The 18,341-nt window shown below is 71.3% G+C and carries 17 protein-coding genes; 10 read left to right on the top strand and 7 right to left on the bottom strand.

The genetic code is table 11. The features are described 5' to 3' along the window. Window positions 1-68: 68 nt before the first annotated feature. Window positions 69-1,382 carry a helix-turn-helix domain-containing protein gene (locus WMF22_RS24070; RefSeq protein WP_438037160.1) on the top strand — a complete coding sequence of 438 codons (1,314 nt, stop codon included), beginning with the start codon at window positions 69-71 and terminating at the stop codon, window positions 1,380-1,382. A gap of 38 nt (window positions 1,383-1,420) precedes the next feature. Further along, window positions 1,421-2,074 (top strand): Vgb family protein, encoded by a 654-nt coding sequence (locus tag WMF22_RS24065; RefSeq protein ID WP_438037159.1) that lies wholly within the window; start codon window positions 1,421-1,423, stop codon window positions 2,072-2,074. Between the two features lie 35 nt (window positions 2,075-2,109). On the opposite strand, the gene WMF22_RS24060 is transcribed toward WMF22_RS24065, so the two are convergent. Beyond that, window positions 2,110-4,449: a DUF3160 domain-containing protein gene (locus WMF22_RS24060; protein ID WP_438037158.1), complete on the bottom strand. Its 2,340-nt coding sequence runs from the start codon at window positions 4,447-4,449 to the stop codon at window positions 2,110-2,112. A gap of 633 nt (window positions 4,450-5,082) precedes the next feature. Here WMF22_RS24060 and WMF22_RS24055 point away from each other — a divergent pair. The 5 genes from WMF22_RS24055 to WMF22_RS24035 all read left to right on the top strand — a co-directional run bounded on the left by WMF22_RS24055 (window position 5,083) and on the right by WMF22_RS24035 (window position 10,316). Beyond that, complete coding sequence (locus tag WMF22_RS24055; protein ID WP_438037157.1) at window positions 5,083-6,765, top strand: DUF1588 domain-containing protein; 1,683 nt, start codon at window positions 5,083-5,085, stop codon at window positions 6,763-6,765. 22 nt (window positions 6,766-6,787) lie between these two features. Then, window positions 6,788-8,173, top strand: a complete 1,386-nt coding sequence (locus tag WMF22_RS24050; protein ID WP_438037156.1) for a DUF1552 domain-containing protein — start codon at window positions 6,788-6,790, stop codon at window positions 8,171-8,173. Window positions 8,174-8,263: 90 nt separating this feature from the next. Then, a complete protein-coding gene (gene lspA, locus WMF22_RS24045; protein WP_438037155.1) occupies window positions 8,264-8,755 on the top strand; it encodes a signal peptidase II in 492 nt (163 codons plus the stop codon). A 281-nt stretch (window positions 8,756-9,036) separates the two neighbouring features. After that, window positions 9,037-9,252 carry a hypothetical protein gene (locus WMF22_RS24040; protein WP_438037154.1) on the top strand — a complete coding sequence of 72 codons (216 nt, stop codon included), beginning with the start codon at window positions 9,037-9,039 and terminating at the stop codon, window positions 9,250-9,252. A gap of 161 nt (window positions 9,253-9,413) precedes the next feature. Next, the gene (locus WMF22_RS24035) at window positions 9,414-10,316 is read left to right on the top strand and encodes a GIY-YIG nuclease family protein (RefSeq protein WP_438037153.1); all 903 of its coding nucleotides are present in this window, start codon (window positions 9,414-9,416) and stop codon (window positions 10,314-10,316) included. 22 nt (window positions 10,317-10,338) lie between these two features. On the opposite strand, the gene WMF22_RS24030 is transcribed toward WMF22_RS24035, so the two are convergent. From WMF22_RS24030 to WMF22_RS24020, 3 genes are all read right to left on the bottom strand, one after another. Then, window positions 10,339-11,088, bottom strand: a complete 750-nt coding sequence (locus WMF22_RS24030) for a hypothetical protein (protein ID WP_438037152.1) — start codon at window positions 11,086-11,088, stop codon at window positions 10,339-10,341. Between the two features lie 44 nt (window positions 11,089-11,132). Beyond that, on the bottom strand, window positions 11,133-11,597 hold the full coding sequence (locus WMF22_RS24025) for a DUF3565 domain-containing protein (RefSeq protein WP_438037151.1): 465 nt from the start codon (window positions 11,595-11,597) through the stop codon (window positions 11,133-11,135). A gap of 137 nt (window positions 11,598-11,734) precedes the next feature. Next, entirely contained in the window at window positions 11,735-12,958 is a 1,224-nt protein-coding gene (locus WMF22_RS24020) for a ferritin-like domain-containing protein (RefSeq protein WP_438037150.1), read from the bottom strand. 259 nt (window positions 12,959-13,217) lie between these two features. Here WMF22_RS24020 and WMF22_RS24015 point away from each other — a divergent pair, with 259 nt between their 5' ends. From WMF22_RS24015 to WMF22_RS24005, 3 genes are all read left to right on the top strand, one after another. After that, window positions 13,218-14,315 (top strand): Nif3-like dinuclear metal center hexameric protein, encoded by a 1,098-nt coding sequence (locus WMF22_RS24015; protein WP_438037149.1) that lies wholly within the window; start codon window positions 13,218-13,220, stop codon window positions 14,313-14,315. Window positions 14,316-14,492: 177 nt separating this feature from the next. Then, the gene (locus WMF22_RS24010) at window positions 14,493-15,953 is read left to right on the top strand and encodes an MATE family efflux transporter (RefSeq protein ID WP_438037148.1); all 1,461 of its coding nucleotides are present in this window, start codon (window positions 14,493-14,495) and stop codon (window positions 15,951-15,953) included. A 263-nt stretch (window positions 15,954-16,216) separates the two neighbouring features. Continuing rightward, window positions 16,217-16,615 (top strand): type II toxin-antitoxin system VapC family toxin, encoded by a 399-nt coding sequence (locus WMF22_RS24005; RefSeq protein ID WP_438037147.1) that lies wholly within the window; start codon window positions 16,217-16,219, stop codon window positions 16,613-16,615. A gap of 47 nt (window positions 16,616-16,662) precedes the next feature. Here WMF22_RS24005 and nudC read toward each other — a convergent pair whose 3' ends face one another. The 3 genes from nudC to WMF22_RS23990 form a co-directional block, all read right to left on the bottom strand. After that, window positions 16,663-17,508, bottom strand: a complete 846-nt coding sequence (gene nudC, locus WMF22_RS24000; protein ID WP_438037146.1) for an NAD(+) diphosphatase — start codon at window positions 17,506-17,508, stop codon at window positions 16,663-16,665. Window positions 17,509-17,681: 173 nt separating this feature from the next. Next, window positions 17,682-17,993: a type II toxin-antitoxin system RelE/ParE family toxin gene (locus tag WMF22_RS23995; RefSeq protein WP_437301403.1), complete on the bottom strand. Its 312-nt coding sequence runs from the start codon at window positions 17,991-17,993 to the stop codon at window positions 17,682-17,684. Window positions 17,994-18,010: 17 nt separating this feature from the next. Further along, window positions 18,011-18,235 (bottom strand): hypothetical protein, encoded by a 225-nt coding sequence (locus tag WMF22_RS23990; RefSeq protein WP_437804117.1) that lies wholly within the window; start codon window positions 18,233-18,235, stop codon window positions 18,011-18,013. Window positions 18,236-18,341 lie beyond the last annotated feature (106 nt).

Below are 18,341 nucleotides of genomic sequence, written 5' to 3'. Positions count from 1 at the left end.
CGCCTCGCCGCGCCGGCCGCTGACCCGTGGAAATGACCACGGCGCCTCTGGCCGCGACAGCAACATCGATGTCGCGATCCGTTGGCGCGCGCCGCCGGGCGTGCGACGCTGCCGCGATGGATGCGACGGCCGAGGTCCCCGCCGAGCTCGGCGCGCTGGCGGCCCGCTCGCTCGCGGCGGGCGACGCGCTCGACGCGCTGAAGGTGGTCGGCCCCTTCGGAGGTCCACACGCGCTCGCGCTCCGCGGGATCGCGCTCGCGCAGATGGGCGCCTATCCGGAGGCGAAGGCCGCGCTCGGCCGCGCCGCGCGGGCGTTTGCTGCTGCGGGCGCCGAGCGCGCCCGGGCGCGCTCGAGCGCGGCCCTCGCGGAGATCGCGCTCGCGCAGCGGGAGATCGGCGAGGCGTGGCAGGGGCTCGTCGAGGCGGGTGATGCCCTCGAGCGCGCCGGCGATCTCACGAACGCGGCGTGGGCTCGCCTGGGCGCGGCGCGGGCCGCGCTCCTCGAAGGCCGCGTCGCCGAGGCGGAGCGGGCGCTCGCGGCCGCCGAGGCCACGGTCACGAGCGACGCGCCGGTGTTCACCAGGGCCGCGCTGGCGCTCGTGCGCGCCGAGGTGCACGCGCGGCTCGTGCGCGCGTCCTCGGCGCGGCGCGCCGCCGAGCAGGCCGCGGCGTGGGCGCGGGCAAGCGGACATCCGCTGCTCATCGCCGAGGCCGAGCGCTTCCTCCGCGCGCACGACGAGCCCGTGGCGCGCCTCGTCCGGGGCGGCCGCGACGAGCCCGTGCGCCTCGCCGACGTCGAGGCCCTGGTCGCCGCGCCCGCGGGGCGGGTCGTCGTGGACGCGCTCCGCCGCCGTGTGCTCGACGCCGGCGAGGTGCGGGCCGACCTCGCGCGCCGGCCGGTCCTGTTCGCCCTGCTCGAGGCGCTCGCGCGCGCTCACCCGGCGGCGATCGCGAGCGACGACCTCGCGCGCGCGGCGTTCGGCGTTCGCGCGGTCAACGAGTCCCACCGGCGGCGGCTGCGCGTCGAGGTGGGGCGCCTGCGCGCCGAGCTCGGCGGCGTCGGGGTCGTGCGCGCGCTCGGGAACGCGTACCGCTGGGAGCTCGGCGCGGGTGTGGAGGTGGTCGTCCTCGCGCCGCTCGATCCGGGCGACGCGGGCGCCATCCGCGCGCTCCTCTCGGACGGCGCCGCGTGGAGCGCCTCGGCCATCGGCGCCGCGCTCGGCAAGAGCGCGCGCACGGTGCAGCGCGCGCTCGCGGAGCTCTCGCTCGCGCGCGCCGTCGAGGTCACCGGCAGCGGCCCCTCGCGGCGCTACGCGAGGCCCAGAGCGGCGCTGTCGATCGCGTCACAAATGTTGCTCCTCGGGCTCGCGCTTCCTGGTTGAGTGCGCGTTGAGTGCGCGGGGCGAGGAAGGAGTGGACAGTGAAAGCCCGGCAGGCCGAGATCATCGCGGAGCGCACGTTCGAAGGGGTGGAGTCGATCCACGGGGTCGCGTTCGACGGACAGGCGGTGTGGTTCGCGCACGGCGATCGCGGAGATCTCCTGTCCGCCGAGCCCGAGAGCGGCCGCGTGCTGCGTCGCCTGAAGGCGCCCGCAAGCGCCGGGGTGGCGTTCGACGGGCACCACCTGTGGGTCGTCGGGGGCGGCAGGATCCGGAAGATCGATCCCGCGAGCGGGGCCGCGGTCGGCGAGGTGCCGGGCTTCGACGCGACGCCCGTGAGCGGGCTCGCGTGGGCCGACGGCGCGCTCTATGCGGGCATCTACCGCGAGCGGAAGATCCTCAAGATCGATCCCGAGCGCGGGGCCGTCCTCCGCACGCTCGTCTCCGATCGTCTCGTCACCGGCGTCACGTGGACCGACGGCGATCTCTGGCACGGCGTGATGTGCGAGGAGGAGGGCGCGCCGTCGGAGCTCCGCCGCGTCGATCCCCGGAGCGGCGAGGTCCTGGACCGGCTCGCGCTGCCGGAGAGCGTGCGCCTCTCCGGCGTCGAGGCGGACGCGAGCGGCCGCCTGTGGTGCGGCGACCCGGCGACAGGCAGGCTCCGCGCGGTGAAGAAGCCGCGAAAGGCGGTCTGATCACCCGACTGGAAGTGAGGCCCGCGGACACGGGATCAGCGGGAGACGAGAGCCTTCATCCAGGGCACGTCGTCGGGCGTCGCATTCTTGAGCTCACCGGCCCACTCCTGATCGGTCAGGCGCTCGAAGTCCCCGGTGATCTTCTCGAAGTAGGACGAGGCGAGCCCCACGAACGCGCGAGGCGCGCCGCCGCAGGGATCGGCCGTCACGACCATGAGCCGCGGCAGGCCGGTGGCCACGTGCAGCACGCGGCCGACCGACGCGCCGCCCTCGTCCGTCGGCTGGGTGTGCACGTCGGCGATCGTCGGATCCTGCGCCACGCTGTTCATCTGATCGAAGAAGAGCTGCGCGTACCACCCGTCGGCGCCCACCGCCGGGCCGCCGCCACAACCGCTCCGGAGCCTGACGGCCTGGTTGATGAAATCGAGGTGTTCCGGCGTGAGGGGCAGGCCGGCGCGCTCATTCGCGGCCATCTCACCGAGCGTCTGCGCGACGTCGCGGAGCCGCGAGAAGTACGCCGACAGACGCTGTTCGAGCTGCGGTTCGGTGAGCGGCGACGCGCCCGACAGATCGAGCGTGCTGGCGATCTCGGCGCCGTGCTCGGCCAGCTCGGCGACGCGCGCGAAGAACGCCGGGTACGGGTCGACGTACGCGTCCGGGAACTCGCACTGAGCCCCGCCCGTGTACGACTGCTTGGCGTAGAGCAGGGTGTTGTGGCGGAGCTCGGCCCAGGAGGCGAGCTGGGTGTTCAGCAGGCGCCGGCCCCACGCCTCGGTCCTGGCCACGCCCGGCAGCCCCTCGCCGTCGCCGAGCGCCCGGGCCGGCGACAGCTCCCGCAGCGCGCCGAGCCAGCGGTTGTAGAGGTTCTTGCCCCAGAAGTCCCCGGGGTGCGCGTCGACGAGCACGCGCATCATGTGCAGGTCGGGCGCATAGGGGAACTGCCTGAGCTCGGGCGCGAGCAGCTGACCCGCTTGATCATTGCCGAGCGCGGCGAAGCCCACGTCGAGCGGGTTCGGCATCATGCGCTTGACGGCGCCGCCCTTCACCCGGTCGTAGACGACGTTCGAGAAGACGTGGGAGTCGACGACGTACCGCTGACCGAGCAGCGCGAAGCTCGACGAGAGGGGCAATGTGCCTTTCGAGAGCCCGTTGATCATGATGTGGCTCGCGATCCGCTGCGTGCCGTGGCCCTCCTTCACGATGACCTCGATGATGCGCGCGTCCGGGACGCCGGCGAGGCCCGAGGCGTCGCTGAGGCCGAGATCGGCGAGCAGGTCGTCGAGCTCCGGCAGGGTCATGTAGTCACTCTCGCCGACGAAGGCCTGGATCGCGTCGTCGATGCGCTTGTAGCGGGCGAGGGTCTCCGCGCCGGCGAGGGCGCGCAGCACGTACGCGCCCTCGAGCTGCCGCCGCTGTAGGACCTGCGAGCCGTCGCTCTGGGTCTCGAGGAAGCGGAAGTCGACGCGGCCGAGCCACATCATGCTGCGGAAGTAGCGCGCCAGCTCGGGACGCGCGAAGTCGACGTAATGGCCCCGAGGCTCGAACTGCGAGAAGTCCATGAGCCGGTCCGTGCCGAAGAGGCGGACCTCCGCCATGCCCTGGTGGGCCTCGGCGCCCGCGACGAGCGCGTCGATCGTCGCGGCGTCGGCGCCCGCGACGGGGGCGACCGGCGTGCCCTCGATCAGCGCGAGCGCGACGGCCGTGAAGAGGTCCGCGTCCGCGCGCGCCTCGGCGTCGAGCTCTCCTCCGGCGCCCTCGGCGAGCTGCGCGCGCATCTCCTTCAGCATCTTCCCGAGCTCGGGCGCGAGCGAGGCAGCCTCCAGCGACTTCAGGATCGCGTCGTACGAGCGGTGGACCGCGAACAGGATCGAGTCCGCCGACACATAGAGCGGCAGGTCGAGCCCGTAGATGCTGTCGTAGCCATAGACGAACGTCGGGAAGGATTTCTTGCCAGAGATGACGAAGCCGTTCTCGGAGAGCTTCGCGAGCTCGTCCTGGTCGAGTGCGAGCGCGGTGTCCTGGAGGAGCGAGAGGCCCGCGGCGTCCGCCGGTGCGTAGGACACGCCCGACGCGAAGGGGACGGGGTACCGCGAGGCGAAGTCGTCGGCGGTCATGTTCGCCGAGGCCTCCCGCTCGGCGAGCAAGGCGCCGAGCTCCTCCTGCTGCTCAGGTCCGAGCGGCTGATCAGGCGGAGAATCGGGCGCCTGATCAGGCGGAGAATCGGGCGGCTGATCAGGCGGAGAATCGGGCGGCTGATCTGGTGGGAGATGGGTGCCGTCGGCGCCGGGGCTGGGCTGGCTCCCCCCGCCCGAGCAGCCGGCGGCGAGGGCCACGAGCACAGGGATGACGTGACAGCGAAGAAGCCTATGGCGCATCGTGTTTCCGCTTCCAGGGTAAGTCCCTGCGCCCGGGGCACGGCGGCCCCGCCGAGAGCAGCGTCAAAGAAGGTGTCGCGGGCGAGGGAAGCGAGGCCATCCTCCTCCAGCAGGATAACACAGCCCTGCTCCGGCCCTACCGGAGATGAGATGTGCCGCCGTCGAGGGCGCGTCGTCCACCCTCTGCAACGCGTCACGCCCGCGAGCGCGCGACTGCCCGTGCTCGCGCGGGATCCACCTCTCCTCGACGATTCGACCCCTGCTGCCTGCGCGCCCGGCAAGAGGGCTGAGCGCTGTCGATATGCCCGAGCAACAGATTTACGATGCACCTGCGGGCTGTCGCGCAGGTGCCCGGGAGTCCGCATCCATCGTGCTCGAGGAGCGCCACGGGCGGGCCGATTGGAGTTGAAATCGGCCAACTGCTCGTTCACTGTCCATACGAGTGGACCGTTCTGCTCGGCTCTGGATAGGTCGTCTTGCGCAGCGGGATCTTCGCCATCCACTGCAGCGTAACAATGACGCTGTACGATGGTAGGTGGCTTCGGACGGTTTGATTTGCGACGGCGTTGGACTTCCAGCCTCCTCGACGGGAGCGGTCCCGATCGGCGCCGCGCACCCATGTGGAGATCCGATATGCGTTTTCGCTCTCTGGGCTGGATCTTCGTCTTGGGTTCTCTGGCGCCCGCCTGCACCGGGCAGCTCGGCGATCCGTCCTCGGGCGCGGCTGTCGGCGAGACAGGCAGCGACGTTCCCCCGCCGCAGGCCGACGGGAGCTTGCCGTACGCGGCGCCCACGCCCGCCTCCGCGGCGCTGCGCGCCCGGACATGGCTGCTCACCCCGGAGGAGTACGGTCGCTCCGTCCGGGGCTTGCTCGGCGTGTCGATCGACATTTCGGACCCGGAGCCCGTGCCGGACAACGGCATCTATCCGAACATGTCCACCAGCGGGCTCGTCCGCGTGACCCTGGCCGAGCAGTACGCCGCCAAGGCCGAGGCCGCGGTGCTCGCGCTCAGCGAGCGGCAGCTCAGCGCGCTGATCCCGTGCGGCAAGGTCGACGCGACGTGCAAAACGGACTTCGTGCGCGCGGCGGTCAGCAAGGCGTTCCGGCGGCCCGCGACGGCGGAGGACCTGACCAGTTATGGCGAAGTGTTCGATCTCGCCGCCGAGTCCGGGGATCCGGCGCTGCCGTTCCGCTGGGTGCTGAAGGGCGTGCTGAGCTCCCCCTATTTCTTGTACCGGACCGAGATCGGCGCGCCGAGCGACGAGGCGAAAGCGGCGTTCCGGCTGACGGACCACGAGATCGCGACCTTCCTTTCGTACAGCGTGCTCGGCGAGCCGCCCTCTGCGACGCTGGTCGCCGCCGCCGATCGCGGCGAGCTGGCCGATCCCGCGCTGCTTCCCGGTCACATCGACCAGCTGCTCTCGACGCCGGGCGCCGCCGACCAGCTCGGTCACTTCCTCGTCCAGTGGTTGCGGCTGCACACGTTCGAGGCCGAGGTGGAGAAGTTCGAGGACGTGTTCCCCGGCTTCGCCGATGTGAAGGGGGCGATGTTCGCCGAGACGCAGAGCTTCCTCCGCGCGAACGGAGGCATGGAGGGCTCGATCGCGAGCCTGCTCACGGCGCCTGTACCCGAGGTCGATCCGGCGCTCTCCGCGTTTTACCGCAGCGACGCCTCGGGCGCGACGGACACCGCGCGGAGCGGCCTGCTCTCCCTCGGATCCGTGCTCTCGAAGACCGCCAAGCAGTACCTCACGTCCCCGACGCTCCGCGGCCTGTTCATCCGCGATCAGCTGCTGTGCCAGCACATCACGTTGCCCGACAACTTCACGCCGCCGCCGATCGAAGAGAGCGAGCTTCGCATGGCCCCGAAGACCACGCGCGAGCTGTACGATACACACGCCGCGCAGCCGGCCTGCCGGAGCTGCCACGCGTTGACCGACAACGTCGGCTACATGCTCGAGAATTTCGACGGGGCGGGCCGCTATCGGACGCTCGAGCAGTACAGGAGCCCGTCGCTCACCGAGCCCGTGGCCGCGCCGCAGCCGATCAACGCGGTGAGCCTGCTGCTCAACACCGACGTCGACGGCGAGTACGACAGCGCCGCCGGGCTGGGGGAGGCGCTGTCGCGCAGCAGCTGGGTCCGCGAGTGCGTGGCGCGGCAGGCCTTCCGCTTCTATTTCGGCCAGGTCGAGTCGGCGCGCGGTATTCCGCCGGTCGTGCGGGGCACGGCGGCGCTGGATCGCACCGGTCTCCTGCGCGACCTGCTCGTGGCGCTCCTCTCTTCGCCGAGCACGCTGGAGCGCGTGCGCGACTAGCTACGGCCATCGAGGATCGAACATGCCCAGGCCCTTCGACGTATCCAGACGAGACATCCTGAAGACGGCGGCCGGCGCCATCTTCCTGGCGCCGCTGCTGCGCCACCGCGAGGTCGAGGCGCAGACCGTCGTGCCCAAGCGGCTGGTGCTGATCTTCACGCCCGACTCGCACCCGCCCGAGTGGTGGCCGACCGGCAGCGGGTCGAGTTTCCAGCTCCAGGAGCCGCTCGCCGATTTCCGTGGCCTCGAGAGCAACATGCTGTTCTTGCGCCGGCTCGACCATGCCTGGACGGTCGGGAATCACCACGAGGCCGGCATGGCGCAGCTGTTCACGGGCGCGCGCTTCATCGACGAGAGCTCGCACCACGCGAACGGCCCCTCGCTCGATCAGATCCTGCTCAAGAGCTCCGACCTGCGCGGCGGCACGCCGATCGCGAGCATCCACCTGTGCGTCGCCGATCGCGGCGGCGCCGACAAGCGCCATATCATCTCGTACAGCGGCCCCGGCCAGCCCATGACCCACACGGCCGACCCCGCGCGCGCGTTCAGCACGATCTTCAGCGGCGTCACCTTCGACGGCGCCGCGCCGACGCCCGCGCCCGGCGGCATGTCGGACGCCGTCGCGGCCGCGAAGCGCAAGGCCGACCAGCGCATCCTCCAGATCAACACGGGCGAGCTCAAGACCATCCAGGGCTTCCTCGGCCAGGCCGAGCGCCAGAAGCTCGAGCTCCACGTGGAGGCGCTGTTCGAGCTCGAGAAGCGCATCGCGGGCATGGGCGGCGGCACGTCGGTCCCGGCCGGCGCGGCGTGCGAGCGCGCGGACACCTCCGGCTACAACGGCAGCACCAGCAACGCGACGACGATCACGCGCTGGGCGCAGATCCAGGCCGACATCATCGTGAGCGCGTTCACGTGCGATCGCACGCGGGTCGCGGACTACCACTTCAGCTTCTCCGGCGGCCACCACGAGGGCCTCCTCGGCTTCAGCCAGAGCTGGCACGACGTTGTCGCGCACGTCAGCCGCACGAACGACAGCGTCAGCGTCGGTGGTGAGTCGATGACAACGCGCCAGGCCTTCATGCTGTTCGATCGTTTCTGGGCGAGCCACATCGCGTACCTGGCGAAGCGGCTCGCGGGCATCCGCGAGGGCAGCGGCACGATGCTCGACAACACGATCCTGCTCTGGGGCGTCGAGAGCGGCACGAACCACAGCCACAACCCGCGGGACATGCAGTACCTGGTCATCGGCGGGAAGAACCTGGGCGTGAACGTGGGCCAGTACATCAACAACACCACCGCGCAGAGCTCGAACAAGCTGCTCACGTCCGTGATGAACGCGCTCGGCCACGCCGCGACCGGCATCGGCATCGAGCCGAACTGCGGACCGCTGCCGGGCTTCCTTGCCTGAAACCCGCTCGGGGGCGGCGCTCGCTCCAGACCGTCCTCTCTCGCGCGAGAAACCGGGAAGAATCCACCGGGGCCCCGTGTTCCATCGGCCATGGCGCGACGTGTGATGGGCTGGGTCCTGATTCTGTTCACGCTGGCCTTGGTGGGGTGCGATCATGCGACCAAGGCGGTCGCGCAGGCCGCGCTCGAGCGGCGAGGTCCCCTGTCGATCGTGCCGGGGGTGCTCGATCTCCGCTACGCCGAGAACCGCGACATGGCCTTCAGCCTGCTCCGGGGCATCCAGTCGCCGGCGAAGGTGGCGGTCCTCCTGGTGTGCTCGATGATCGTGCTCGGCGTGGTGCTCCTGGGCTGGTGGAGCAGCCGCCGCGCTTCGGTCACCGAGCAGGCCGGGTACGCGCTCATCGTCGCCGGCGCGCTCGGGAACGCGATCGATCGCGGCGTCCGCGGCTATGTCATCGACTTCATCCACCTTCACCGCTGGCCGGTGTTCAACGTCGCTGACATCGCCATCGTCGCGGGCGGGATCCTGCTCGGGATCGCCATGTTCCGGCGCGCGCGCCAAGAGCCGCGCGAGGCGTCCTGAGCTTCGCCTCGTGAGACCGTCTCGCCCAAGCATGCCTTGCCCGGCGCTCCCGCCGATGCAGGATCCACGCGCGGCTCCGAGCTGAACCCTCCGACACAGAGCTGCCCACCGAGGCACACGCGACCTTCCACGGTGCAGAAAACCCTCTCGATCCGTGGGATCCCCCGGCGTGGCCCACGCGTTTGCCATCCGCGCCCTTGAGAGGTGGCGCTCATGTTGAGATGCTTTGGGATGGCTGCTCGGCGTTCGACAACGAGTCTGCTCTGTACGAGCCCCAGCAGATGCCGATCTCCTGCGCGGCGCAGCCGGACAATCCATTCGCGGCGAAATGCCTGCGGGCCGTTGCCGCTCACTCCGGAGCGTTCGAGCTCGCCCTCGAGCTCTTCGGCGCGGCCACGCGTGAAGATGGTTTGTGCTCGTCCGCTGACGAGCCGTTCGCCGTCAAACAGGGATTCTCGTACCCCGACGTCACGGCGGTCGCGATCGCGGTCGACTGAGGTCGCGACCTCGAGCCAGCCTTCAGCGTATGGATCGGGCGACACCCTTCTGCGGCGTCTGACCCTCCGAGGACGTGCGCTGGATGCGCCGCGTCGGAGAAGTTCATGCGCAACAGGCCCGCGATCTGCGCTAGGTTGTGGCGGCGCGCGGAGGCGGGTCGATGGCACTGGGCAGGAGCATCCGGATCTATCTTGATGGCGGAGAAGTATCTGGTCTTCGCCATGCAGAGCTTGTGAACTGGACAGGGCAGGCGCTGCTCTGTCCGCGCAACCGAGTGGCTGAGCTAGCTCGCTGGGAGGCCGCCGTGCGGCGCCCGGGCGTCTACTTCTTGATCGGCGCCGAGAACATAACGCGGAGAGACGTTTACGTAGGTGAAGCCGAGGTCGCGGTGAGTCGCATCAAGCAACATTTGACAGGGCAGGAGTTCTGGCAAGAGGTTGTGATATTCACGAGCAAGGACGAGAACCTGACCAAGGCTCACATCAAGTATCTTGAGGCGCGCATCATCCAGCTGGCAAAGGCAGCCGGCCGCTATCGCCTCGACCAGAACGAAGCTGTGCCGGTCGTGCTGCCGCGCGCCGACAGGGACGCGATGGAGGAGTACCTCAACAACGCCAGGCTGTTGCTCGGTGCGCTCGGCCATCGTATCCTCGATCCTGTCGTCGACCAGCCGACCGGTGGAGACTACCGGAGCGTCCAGCTGTTCTACTCCGTGCGAGGAGCGAGCGCGACGGGCACCATCGCGGACGATGGCTTCGTGGTCTTTAAGGGCTCCACCGCGCTGGCGCAGGTCCACGAGAGTATTAGGCAAAGCGGCTATCTGGCGCTCAAGGAGGGCTTGATCAAGGACGGTAAGCTCATGAAGCGAGGGGACCTCCTCAAATTTACGTCCGATGTCCTGTTCTCAAGCGCAAGCGCGGCGGCCGCGGTCGTGTACGGGAACGCTGCCAACGGCCGCGTCTGCTGGAAGACCCAGGATGGCAAGACACTGAAAGAGCTGGAGGAGGAGCAGGCGGGCCGCATCTCCTCCGGTTCGATGTCCGATTTGTCCCAAGAAGATTAGCCGTCCGGTAGCGCCGCTGGGCTCAGTCGCAGAGCAGCTTCTTGAGCCCATCCGCGGTCTTGGCCTTGGCGCCCGCCAGGGCGGCGGAGGCGATCTGCTGCGTCTCCTTGGCCCTGGAGCAATCGTCAGGGCGGTTGGGCGCCTGCTCCAGCAAGGGGCCTAGCTTCTCCGTGGGACCTTTCGCGTGCTTCTTGATGCAGAGCACGGGCTCGCCTTCGTGAACATAGTACCGGCGCTGCGTGACGCTGCTCGTCGTCGCCGGCTCGTCCGGCGTACCCCTCGTCCCGTCGAAGGCCCAGGATCCATCGTCGTGCAGCGCGAAGACCAGCTGGCCCTGATCGTAGTAGAGCTGGTACGCCGACTCGCCGTGCCCCGCGTCGGCGGCCGCGATCTGCGCCTTCTGGATCGCGCCGTCCGCCTGGTACAACCGGAGCTCGCCGCGTCCCTCGCCGCCGGCGCACTCGAAGCGGAGCTCGCTTCGTGTCATGTCCTTGCGGGCCTGGATGTCCTGATACCGGGCCCTGATCTTCTGGGTCCGCGGATCGTCGAGGCTCACCTTGGAGCTACCGGCGGTGTCCGTGGCGGCCTGGGGTGCTGGCGCGGGCGCCGGCATTTCTGCGGCGGAGGTGCCGGCCGGGGGCGTGGTCGCGCCGGGCGCCGGAGCTCGGCCTGGCTCTGCAGGAGCCGTGGAGACGCACGCCGACGGGGTGGGAGAAGGCGGGCTACACCCGATGACGGCGGCGACCAGCAGGGTGATGGAGGATCGGCTCATGAGGACCCAGAACGCCTGGTGCGACCGTCCCATTCGGGGTCGGGTTACCCGCCCTTGCGTCGAAACTCCACGAAGAACCGCACCGGGCCGTCGGGGTCGACGTGGTGCAGCACCTCGGGGACGACGATCCCTGGGCTCTCCGGATCGAGGGAGAGCTCTCGACCGCCGAGCCCATCGATCCGGTAGCGGAGCCGCCCCGAGACCACGTGGATCACGCCCCATACGCCGGGCTTGGTGGAATGGTTCCTTCGCAGGCCGGAAGGGATCGTGGCCTCGTCGAACTCGGCCGTCCGACTGTACGCGATCAGCCCGTCGGGCATCTCGATCCGATCGCAGCGCACGCAGTCGAGCTCGGTGCCGAGCATCGATGCGCGGCCCTCGGACGTGACGACCCAGGGGCGCGAGAAGAACGGCGGCTTGTGCCGGACGTGCTGGCCATGTCCACAGCTCAGCTCGGCCACCCAGTCGTTCGCATCGTCCTGGTGGTAGCCTGTGATCGATCGGCGCATCGTCTCGATCTACTGACCGCCTTCTGGATGGTTTTCCACTCGATCTGCGCGCGGCGTGTCCGGAGCGAGCTGCGCCTGCGCCTGCGCTTGCGCATCGTCCACCTTCCGGTACACGCCGGATCGCGTCCTCGCTAGGATCACGCGCCCAGCAGCGCGCGCATCGCAGGCGCGATGACCTCCGCGACCGCGCGGCGGTGGGAGGCGGCCAGCGCCGCGCCGTCAGGGCGCCCGTGCGCGGCGAGGGCGTCGGCCTCGGCGTCCGGCGCCGTGGCGGCCGGAGGAGGCGAGGCGAGGGCCGCCTCGAAGGCCTCGGAGACCGCCCGGCGCACCGGCTCGCCGCCCGTCTGGAGCGCCCAGGCCACGAAGCGCCACGCGAGCTCGGCGTGCCGGGCCTCGTCCTCGGCGATCGTGGCAAGGGCGCTCCGGACCGCGGCGTCCGTGGCGAGCGAGAGCTGCTCGCTGGCTTGCAGGGCGGCGAGCGTCTCGCCGACGCAGCCCTCGCGGACGGCGCGCGCCGCGAGCTCGGGCAGGCCCGAGGCGACCTCGACCCGCCCGCCGAACGCGAACGGCGCCGGCGCGAGCGCCGCGCCGGCGTACGCGCTCGCCAGGCCGAAGCAGAGCGCCGCGTGGCGCACCTCGTCGCCCGCGGCCTCGTGCGCGGCAGCGAGCATGTCCGGGGGGGCCCCGACCGCCATCAGCTCCAGCGAGAACCGCGCGAAGGAGGCGACCGACGCGTGCTCGAGCAAGGCGTCGCGGAGCCATGCCTCGGCCAGCGCGGCGCGGGTCGACGGCGTCAGCGCCGCCACGTCCGAGCGCGCCGCGGCGCCCCACGCGCTCGCCGCTCGCCGCTCTGCCCGCGCAGTGCGCGCGCGCTCGCCCACGAGGAACGGGCGGCCTGTGCCGCCGCAGGTCGCGACGAACTCGTAGCAGCACTCGCTGCCTCGGAGGACGCCTTCACCGAGGCTCGTGTACCAGCACCCCGCGGGCGCACCCGGCGGCGAGCCCGGGACGGAGGAGCCGTAGGGGTCGAAGGTTGGGCACGTGCCCGCGGGTGAGCCGCCGATGCCGCCCTCGCCGGCAGCCCCCCCTTCGCCGGCAGCCCCCCCTTCGCCGGCAGCTCCCCCGACACCGCCCTGTCCTCCCTGTCCCGAGGGCCCCACGGCGACACAGATCGTTCCTTCCTCGGTCCACTGGACGCCGCCTGCCTGGATTGACGTGAAGCCATTGCCCCCTGGCCCGCCATCCCCGCCCATCCCTCCGCGTGCCCCCGAGCTCTCGTCGCCCGACGCGGGCCCACCGCCTCCGCCCGACGCGCGCTCCAGGGTGACGTCGCCGCCGCAGGCGGCGCCTCCAACAGCCACGTTGAGCGTCGCGGTGGCGAGGATCGCGCGTGTCAGCTGGTGAGCGAGCGCGATCCGAAATTGAGCCGGAGAAGAGGGGAGACTGGCCATGGTGCCAGAGAATAGCAGCATCCGTACCAGCGCAGGATCCGCGGGCGCAGCCTCTCAGCGCGGGATGCCCGGCACAGCATGGCACAGGCCTGGTCTGCATCGATTGCGCCGCTGGCGCGGCGAGCCCTCGCGGCGGCGAACGGCGGTCGCCGCTGGTATAGAGCCGCTCATGACCCTCCTCCGAGACGTCCTTTCAGCGCTCGAGTCGATCGCGCCGCTCCGGTTCGCGGAGCCCTGGGACAACATAGGCCTGCTCGCGGGCGACCCGGCGCGGCCCTCGTCGGCGGCGCTCCTCGCCATCGATTACACCCCCGAGGTCGCCCGGGAGGCGCGCGATCTCGGCTGCGATCTCGTCGTCGCCTACCATCCGCCCCTCTTCGAGGCCGTGAAGCGCGTGGTCGCGCCGAGCCCGATCTTCGCGGCCATCCGCGACGGCATCGCCCTCTACTCGCCCCACACCGCGCTCGACGTCGCCGAGGGGGGCACCAACGATGTCCTCGCCGACGCGCTCGGGATCTCGGCGGACCGCGCGCCGCTCCGGCGAGCGCCAGCCAAGGCGTGGCAGCACAAGCTGGTCGTCTTCGTCCCGGAGGATCACGCCGACGCCGTGGCCGACGCGCTCGCCGAGGCGGGCGCGGGCCGGATCGGCCGGTATTCGCGCTGCAGCTTCCGCACGCTGGGGACGGGCACGTTCTTCGGGGAGGAGGGCGCGAGCCCCACGGTCGGCGAGAAGGGCCGGCTCGAGCGCGTCGCCGAGGTGCGGCTGGAGATGGTCGTCCCCCGCGACCGGACCGCCGCGGTCGTGCAGGCGATGCGCGCCGCGCACCCGTACGAGGAGGTGGCGTTCGATCTCGTCGAGCTCGCCGCCGAGCCGCTCAGGGCCGGCATCGGGCGGATCGGACCGCTCGCGGGCGCTGCGCCGGTCTCCGAGCTGCTCGGCCGCATCAAGGAGGGCCTCGGGGTCGACGCGCTGCTCGTGGCCGGCCCCGAGCAGCGCGCCGTCTCCCGCGCGGCCACGTGCGCCGGCGCGGGCGGCGCGCTCCTCGAAGACGCCATCGCGCAGGGGGCGGAGCTCTACCTGACCGGCGAGCTGCGCCACCACGACGCGCTCCGCGCGGCGAGCGCGGGCGTCACCGTGGTGTGCGCGCTGCACTCGAACAGCGAGCGCGCCGCGCTGAAGCGCCTCGCCGAGCGCCTGCGCGCCGCGGTGCCGTCGCTGCGCGTCGCCCTCAGCGCGCGCGACCGGGATCCGTTCTCGATCCGCTGACGGCGCGCGGCGCTGCGCCGGGAGGGGGGCGGGGCGCGGAACACGCCAGGGCTCAGCGGCGCGCCCGGCTCACCGGGGTCCCTGGCTCCGTCGGGACCCACCGAGAACGGCGGTGCTGGCGAAGATGTGCAAAGCCGCTGGACGAAACAGCCCCCCGCGATCAGCTTGCCGGCCTTCATGCGCGACCACGGCACGCCACCCGCCCCCGATCTGCGCGCGGACGCTCTTGCGCCCTCGCCGCCCTCGCGCCGCGGCGCGGGCGTCTGGTCCACGCTCCGCGACGCGGTCCGCGGCGGCGAGCACGACTTCACCACCGGCTCCATCGACCGGGCGATCGCGCTGCTCGCGATCCCGATGGTCATGGAGATGCTCATGGAGTCGCTCTTCGTCGTGGTCGACGTCTTCTGGGTCTCGCGGCTCGGGGCCGACGCTGTCGCCGCCGTCGGGCTCACGGAGTCGCTCCTCGCGCTCGTCTACGCCATCGCGCTGGGCCTCGCTGTCGCCGCGTCCGCGACGGTCGCGCGGCGGGTCGGCGAGGGGCGCCACGAGGAGGCGGCCGCCATGGCGGGGCAGGCGATCGTGCTCGGCCTGCTCATCTCGCTGCCCATCTCGGCGGTCGGCGCCCTGCTCGCCCCGCGGCTGCTCGCGGCGATGGGGGCGACGCCCGGGGTGATCGCGATCGGCGCGCCGTTCGCCTCGATCATGCTGCTCGGCAACGCGACGATCCTGATGCTGTTCGTCATCAACGCGATCTTCCGCGGGGCGGGCGACGCGGCGCTGTCGATGCGGGTGCTCTGGCTCTCGAACGCGCTGAACATGGCGCTCGGCCCGTGCCTCATCTTCGGCCTCGGCCCGTTCCCGGAGCTCGGCGTGGCCGGCGCGGCGGTCGGGACGACCCTTGGCCGCGGGACCGGCGTCGCGCTGCAGGTCTTCTTCCTCACGCGCGGCAGCGGCCGGGTGAGGGTGCGAGCGCGGCACCTCGTCCCCGACCCGGGGGCGCTCGCGGCGTTGCTGCGGCTCTTCGCGAACGGCGCGCTGCAGAACGTCATCGCCATGGCGAGCTGGAGCGGCCTTGTGCGCATCATCGCGCCCTTCGGGAGCGCGGCGCTCGCCGGGTACACGATCGGGATGCGCGTCATCGTGTTCGCGATCCTGCCGGCGCTCGGGCTCTCGAACGCCGCCGCGACCCTCGTCGGGCAGAACCTTGGCGCGGGGCGCCCCGACCGGGCCGAGGCCGCCGTGTACCGCGCGGGCATCTGGACCACCGTCATGCTCGGCGCGGTGGGCGTCGTCTTCGCGGTGGGCGCCCGCGCCATCGTCGGCGCGTTCACGGACGACGCCGAGGTGCTCGGGTTCGGCACGCAGACGCTGCGGATCCTCTCGTGCGGGTTCCTGTTCTACGGCTTCGGCCTTGTGTTCACGCAGGCGTTCAACGGCGCCGGCGACACCTGGACGCCCACGCTGCTGAACTTCGTCTGCTTCTGGCTCTGGGAGATCCCGCTCGCCTGGGGCCTCTCGGGCGCCGCGGGGCTCGGCCCGGCGGGCGTGTTCGTCGCGATCGCGGTGGCGTTCTCGACGTTTGCCGTCGCGGGCGGGCTCGTGTTCCGCCGCGGCGCGTGGAAGCTGCGGCGCGTCTGAGGCGCCGCGGCGGGCGGCGGCGGGGTCGAGCGGGGCGGCGCCAGGCTATACTGAGCCATGGAAGCGCACCGCCTTGAGGCGACGGTTCGGCCGGATGGGACTCTGACGATCGAGGGGCTGCCGCTCGGCCCCGGGACGAGCGTGGAGGTGATCGTGCTCGTCAAGGAGCGGCCGCAGTCTTCGGCATACCCGCTGCAGGGAACGCCATACCGCTTTGACAATCCGTTCTCTCCGGCAGAGCCCGGAGGGTGGGAGGCGGAACGATGATCGTTCTGGATACCCACGTCTGGGTATGGTGGGTCCAGCGCGATGAGCGCCTCACCTCTGCCTGGGCGGAGTTGATACGGCGGAGCGAAGCGAATGGCCTCGGGGTGAGCGCGATCTCCTGCTGGGAGGTGGCGAAGCTCGTCGAGCGCGGACGGCTCGCGCTGCCGTGCGACATCGACGCCTGGCTCAGAGCTGCGCTGGCGTATCCCGGCGTGCTGCTCCTGCCGCTCACGCCGAGCATCGCAGCTGAATCGACCCGGTTGCCCGGCGAGTTCCACAGCGATCCTGCGGACCAGATCCTCGTGGCCACGGCTCGGATTCACGGCTGTCCTCTGCTCACCGCGGACGCGAAGATCCGCGCGTATCCGCATGTGAACCTCGCCGACGCATGTTAGGCGTGCGTCGACATTGAATCGCACGTCGAAGCGGTCGCCCGGCGCCGCTACCGCGCCGGCCGCGCGAGCCAGGCCTCGATGAGCTTCCGGGCGATGCTGAGCGGCGGCGGCAGGAGCGGCAGCGCGTCGCGGTGGAACCAGCGCGCGTCCTCGAGCTCGCGCGTGTCGACGCGGAGCTCGCCGCCGGCGTAGCGGGCGGTGAAGCCGACCATGATCTGGTGGGGGAAGGGCCACGGCTGGCTGCCGAAATAGACGATATCGGCGACGTCGACGCCCGTCTCCTCGTGGACCTCGCGCGCGACGCACGTCTCCAGCGTCTCGCCCGGCTCGACGAACCCGGCGACGAGGCCGTACATGCCCGCGGGGAACCGCGCCTGGCGCGTCATCAGGACGCGCGGGCCGTCCTCGACGAGCACGATCGTCGCCGGCGTGATCCGGGGGAAGTAGTTGCTCGCGCAGCGGAGGCAGCGTTTGACGCGCTCGTCCTGCCCGGCCTCGAGCGCGGCGCCGCACGCCGCGCAGTACTGGTGCGCCTTGTCCCAGTGCTGCACCTGGTACGCCGTGCCCGCGATCTCGAACAGCTCCGGATCGATGCGCCCGTGGAGGCGCCGCAGCGAGACGTAGGCATACCCCGCCGGCGCCGGCGCGCCCTGCGCGAGCTCGGCGGAGCGGCAGGCGCGCCCGTCCAGCTCGCCGAGCGGCTGCGCGCGCGTGACGGAGACGCCGAGATCGGCGAGATCGGCCGCGATCGGGAGGTCGAAGCGATCGCCGCCGCCGTCTTCCGACGCTCGCGCGCGGACGAGGAGATCGTCGCCGTGGAACGCGAACCACGCGATCTCGGCGGGCGCCGAGCTCGGACGGGCGAGCCCGGCGCGGAAGCGGGAGGACGGCATGACGTTACCTGGGGAAGAGCCGCCCGGGCTCCCCGTCGAGGCGTCGCTCACGTGAGCCGATCGGCTGCATGCGGGGGAGCCTAGCGCCTCGATGGTGGGAGGGATACCGCGACGTCGCGGGAGCGTAGCGACTCGCTGCCAACGTGAGCGCAGAGCGCCCTCGCGGCGAGAGATCAGCGAAGCGGAGGCCCATGGCCTCGGGCCGAATGCCACACCGCCATGATCGTCACGGTCCGGGTCGTGTCGTTGACGACGTAATACACGTGGTAGCTCGTTCGTGGCAGCAGGACGCGGCGCATGCCGTCGACGTCGCTCTCCTCGTACGATGTGCCTGCGTCAGGGAACGCGCTGAGACGCGCCGTGGCGGCGGTGAGCTCGTCTCGGAACAGCGCCGGGTTGCTGGGCCGGTTCTCACGCCACCAGCGTGAGACGGTCTGCATCTGGGCACGGGCATGCGCCGTGCTCTGGACGCCGTAGCGCTTCACTCGGGAGGACCTGCTCTCTAGAGCCCCGCCAGCACGTCCTCGACCGGTACGACATCGCCTCGCTCCAGCTCGGCCCGAGAGGCTCGCAGCGCTTCATGCAGCTGGGCACGGTCGGCAGCGTCCAGGCTGTCCTGTTCTTCCACGAGCACCATGAGCTCGACCTCGGTGTCATCGGGCAGATCGAGCGGGGCGTCGACGAGAAGCCGACCACGCGAAACCCGGCCACGTACCAGGACGCTCACCCTGTCGAGCCTACGCTGTCCGCGCGCGTTCGCCAAGCGTGGGCGCACGTTCGCACTCCGGCTCCGTGGAACGCGAGCTCGGGCTCCGTGGAACGCGAGCCCGGGA

Source organism: Sorangium sp. So ce204 (assembly GCF_051526795.1).
Classification (GTDB): Bacteria; Myxococcota_A; Polyangia; order Polyangiales; family Polyangiaceae; genus Sorangium; species Sorangium cellulosum_B.
This window is presented reverse-complemented; position numbering and strand designations above follow the sequence as displayed.

Bases quoted from the DNA above. Each gene is read 5' to 3' on its own strand.
- WMF22_RS24070 (WP_438037160.1), top strand. From the start codon at position 69: ATGTCGCGATCCGTTGGCGCGCGCCGCCGGGCGTGCGACGCTGCCGCG.
- WMF22_RS24060 (WP_438037158.1), bottom strand. From the start codon at position 4,449: ATGCGCCATAGGCTTCTTCGCTGTCACGTCATCCCTGTGCTCGTGGCC.
- WMF22_RS24055 (WP_438037157.1), top strand. From the start codon at position 5,083: ATGCGTTTTCGCTCTCTGGGCTGGATCTTCGTCTTGGGTTCTCTGGCG.
- WMF22_RS24050 (WP_438037156.1), top strand. From the start codon at position 6,788: ATGCCCAGGCCCTTCGACGTATCCAGACGAGACATCCTGAAGACGGCG.
- lspA (WP_438037155.1), top strand. From the start codon at position 8,264: ATGGCGCGACGTGTGATGGGCTGGGTCCTGATTCTGTTCACGCTGGCC.
- WMF22_RS24040 (WP_438037154.1), top strand. From the start codon at position 9,037: ATGCCGATCTCCTGCGCGGCGCAGCCGGACAATCCATTCGCGGCGAAA.
- WMF22_RS24035 (WP_438037153.1), top strand. From the start codon at position 9,414: ATGGCACTGGGCAGGAGCATCCGGATCTATCTTGATGGCGGAGAAGTA.
- WMF22_RS24030 (WP_438037152.1), bottom strand. From the start codon at position 11,088: ATGAGCCGATCCTCCATCACCCTGCTGGTCGCCGCCGTCATCGGGTGT.
- WMF22_RS24025 (WP_438037151.1), bottom strand. From the start codon at position 11,597: ATGCGCCGATCGATCACAGGCTACCACCAGGACGATGCGAACGACTGG.
- WMF22_RS24015 (WP_438037149.1), top strand. From the start codon at position 13,218: ATGACCCTCCTCCGAGACGTCCTTTCAGCGCTCGAGTCGATCGCGCCG.
- WMF22_RS24010 (WP_438037148.1), top strand. From the start codon at position 14,493: ATGCGCGACCACGGCACGCCACCCGCCCCCGATCTGCGCGCGGACGCT.
- WMF22_RS24005 (WP_438037147.1), top strand. From the start codon at position 16,217: ATGATCGTTCTGGATACCCACGTCTGGGTATGGTGGGTCCAGCGCGAT.
- nudC (WP_438037146.1), bottom strand. From the start codon at position 17,508: ATGCCGTCCTCCCGCTTCCGCGCCGGGCTCGCCCGTCCGAGCTCGGCG.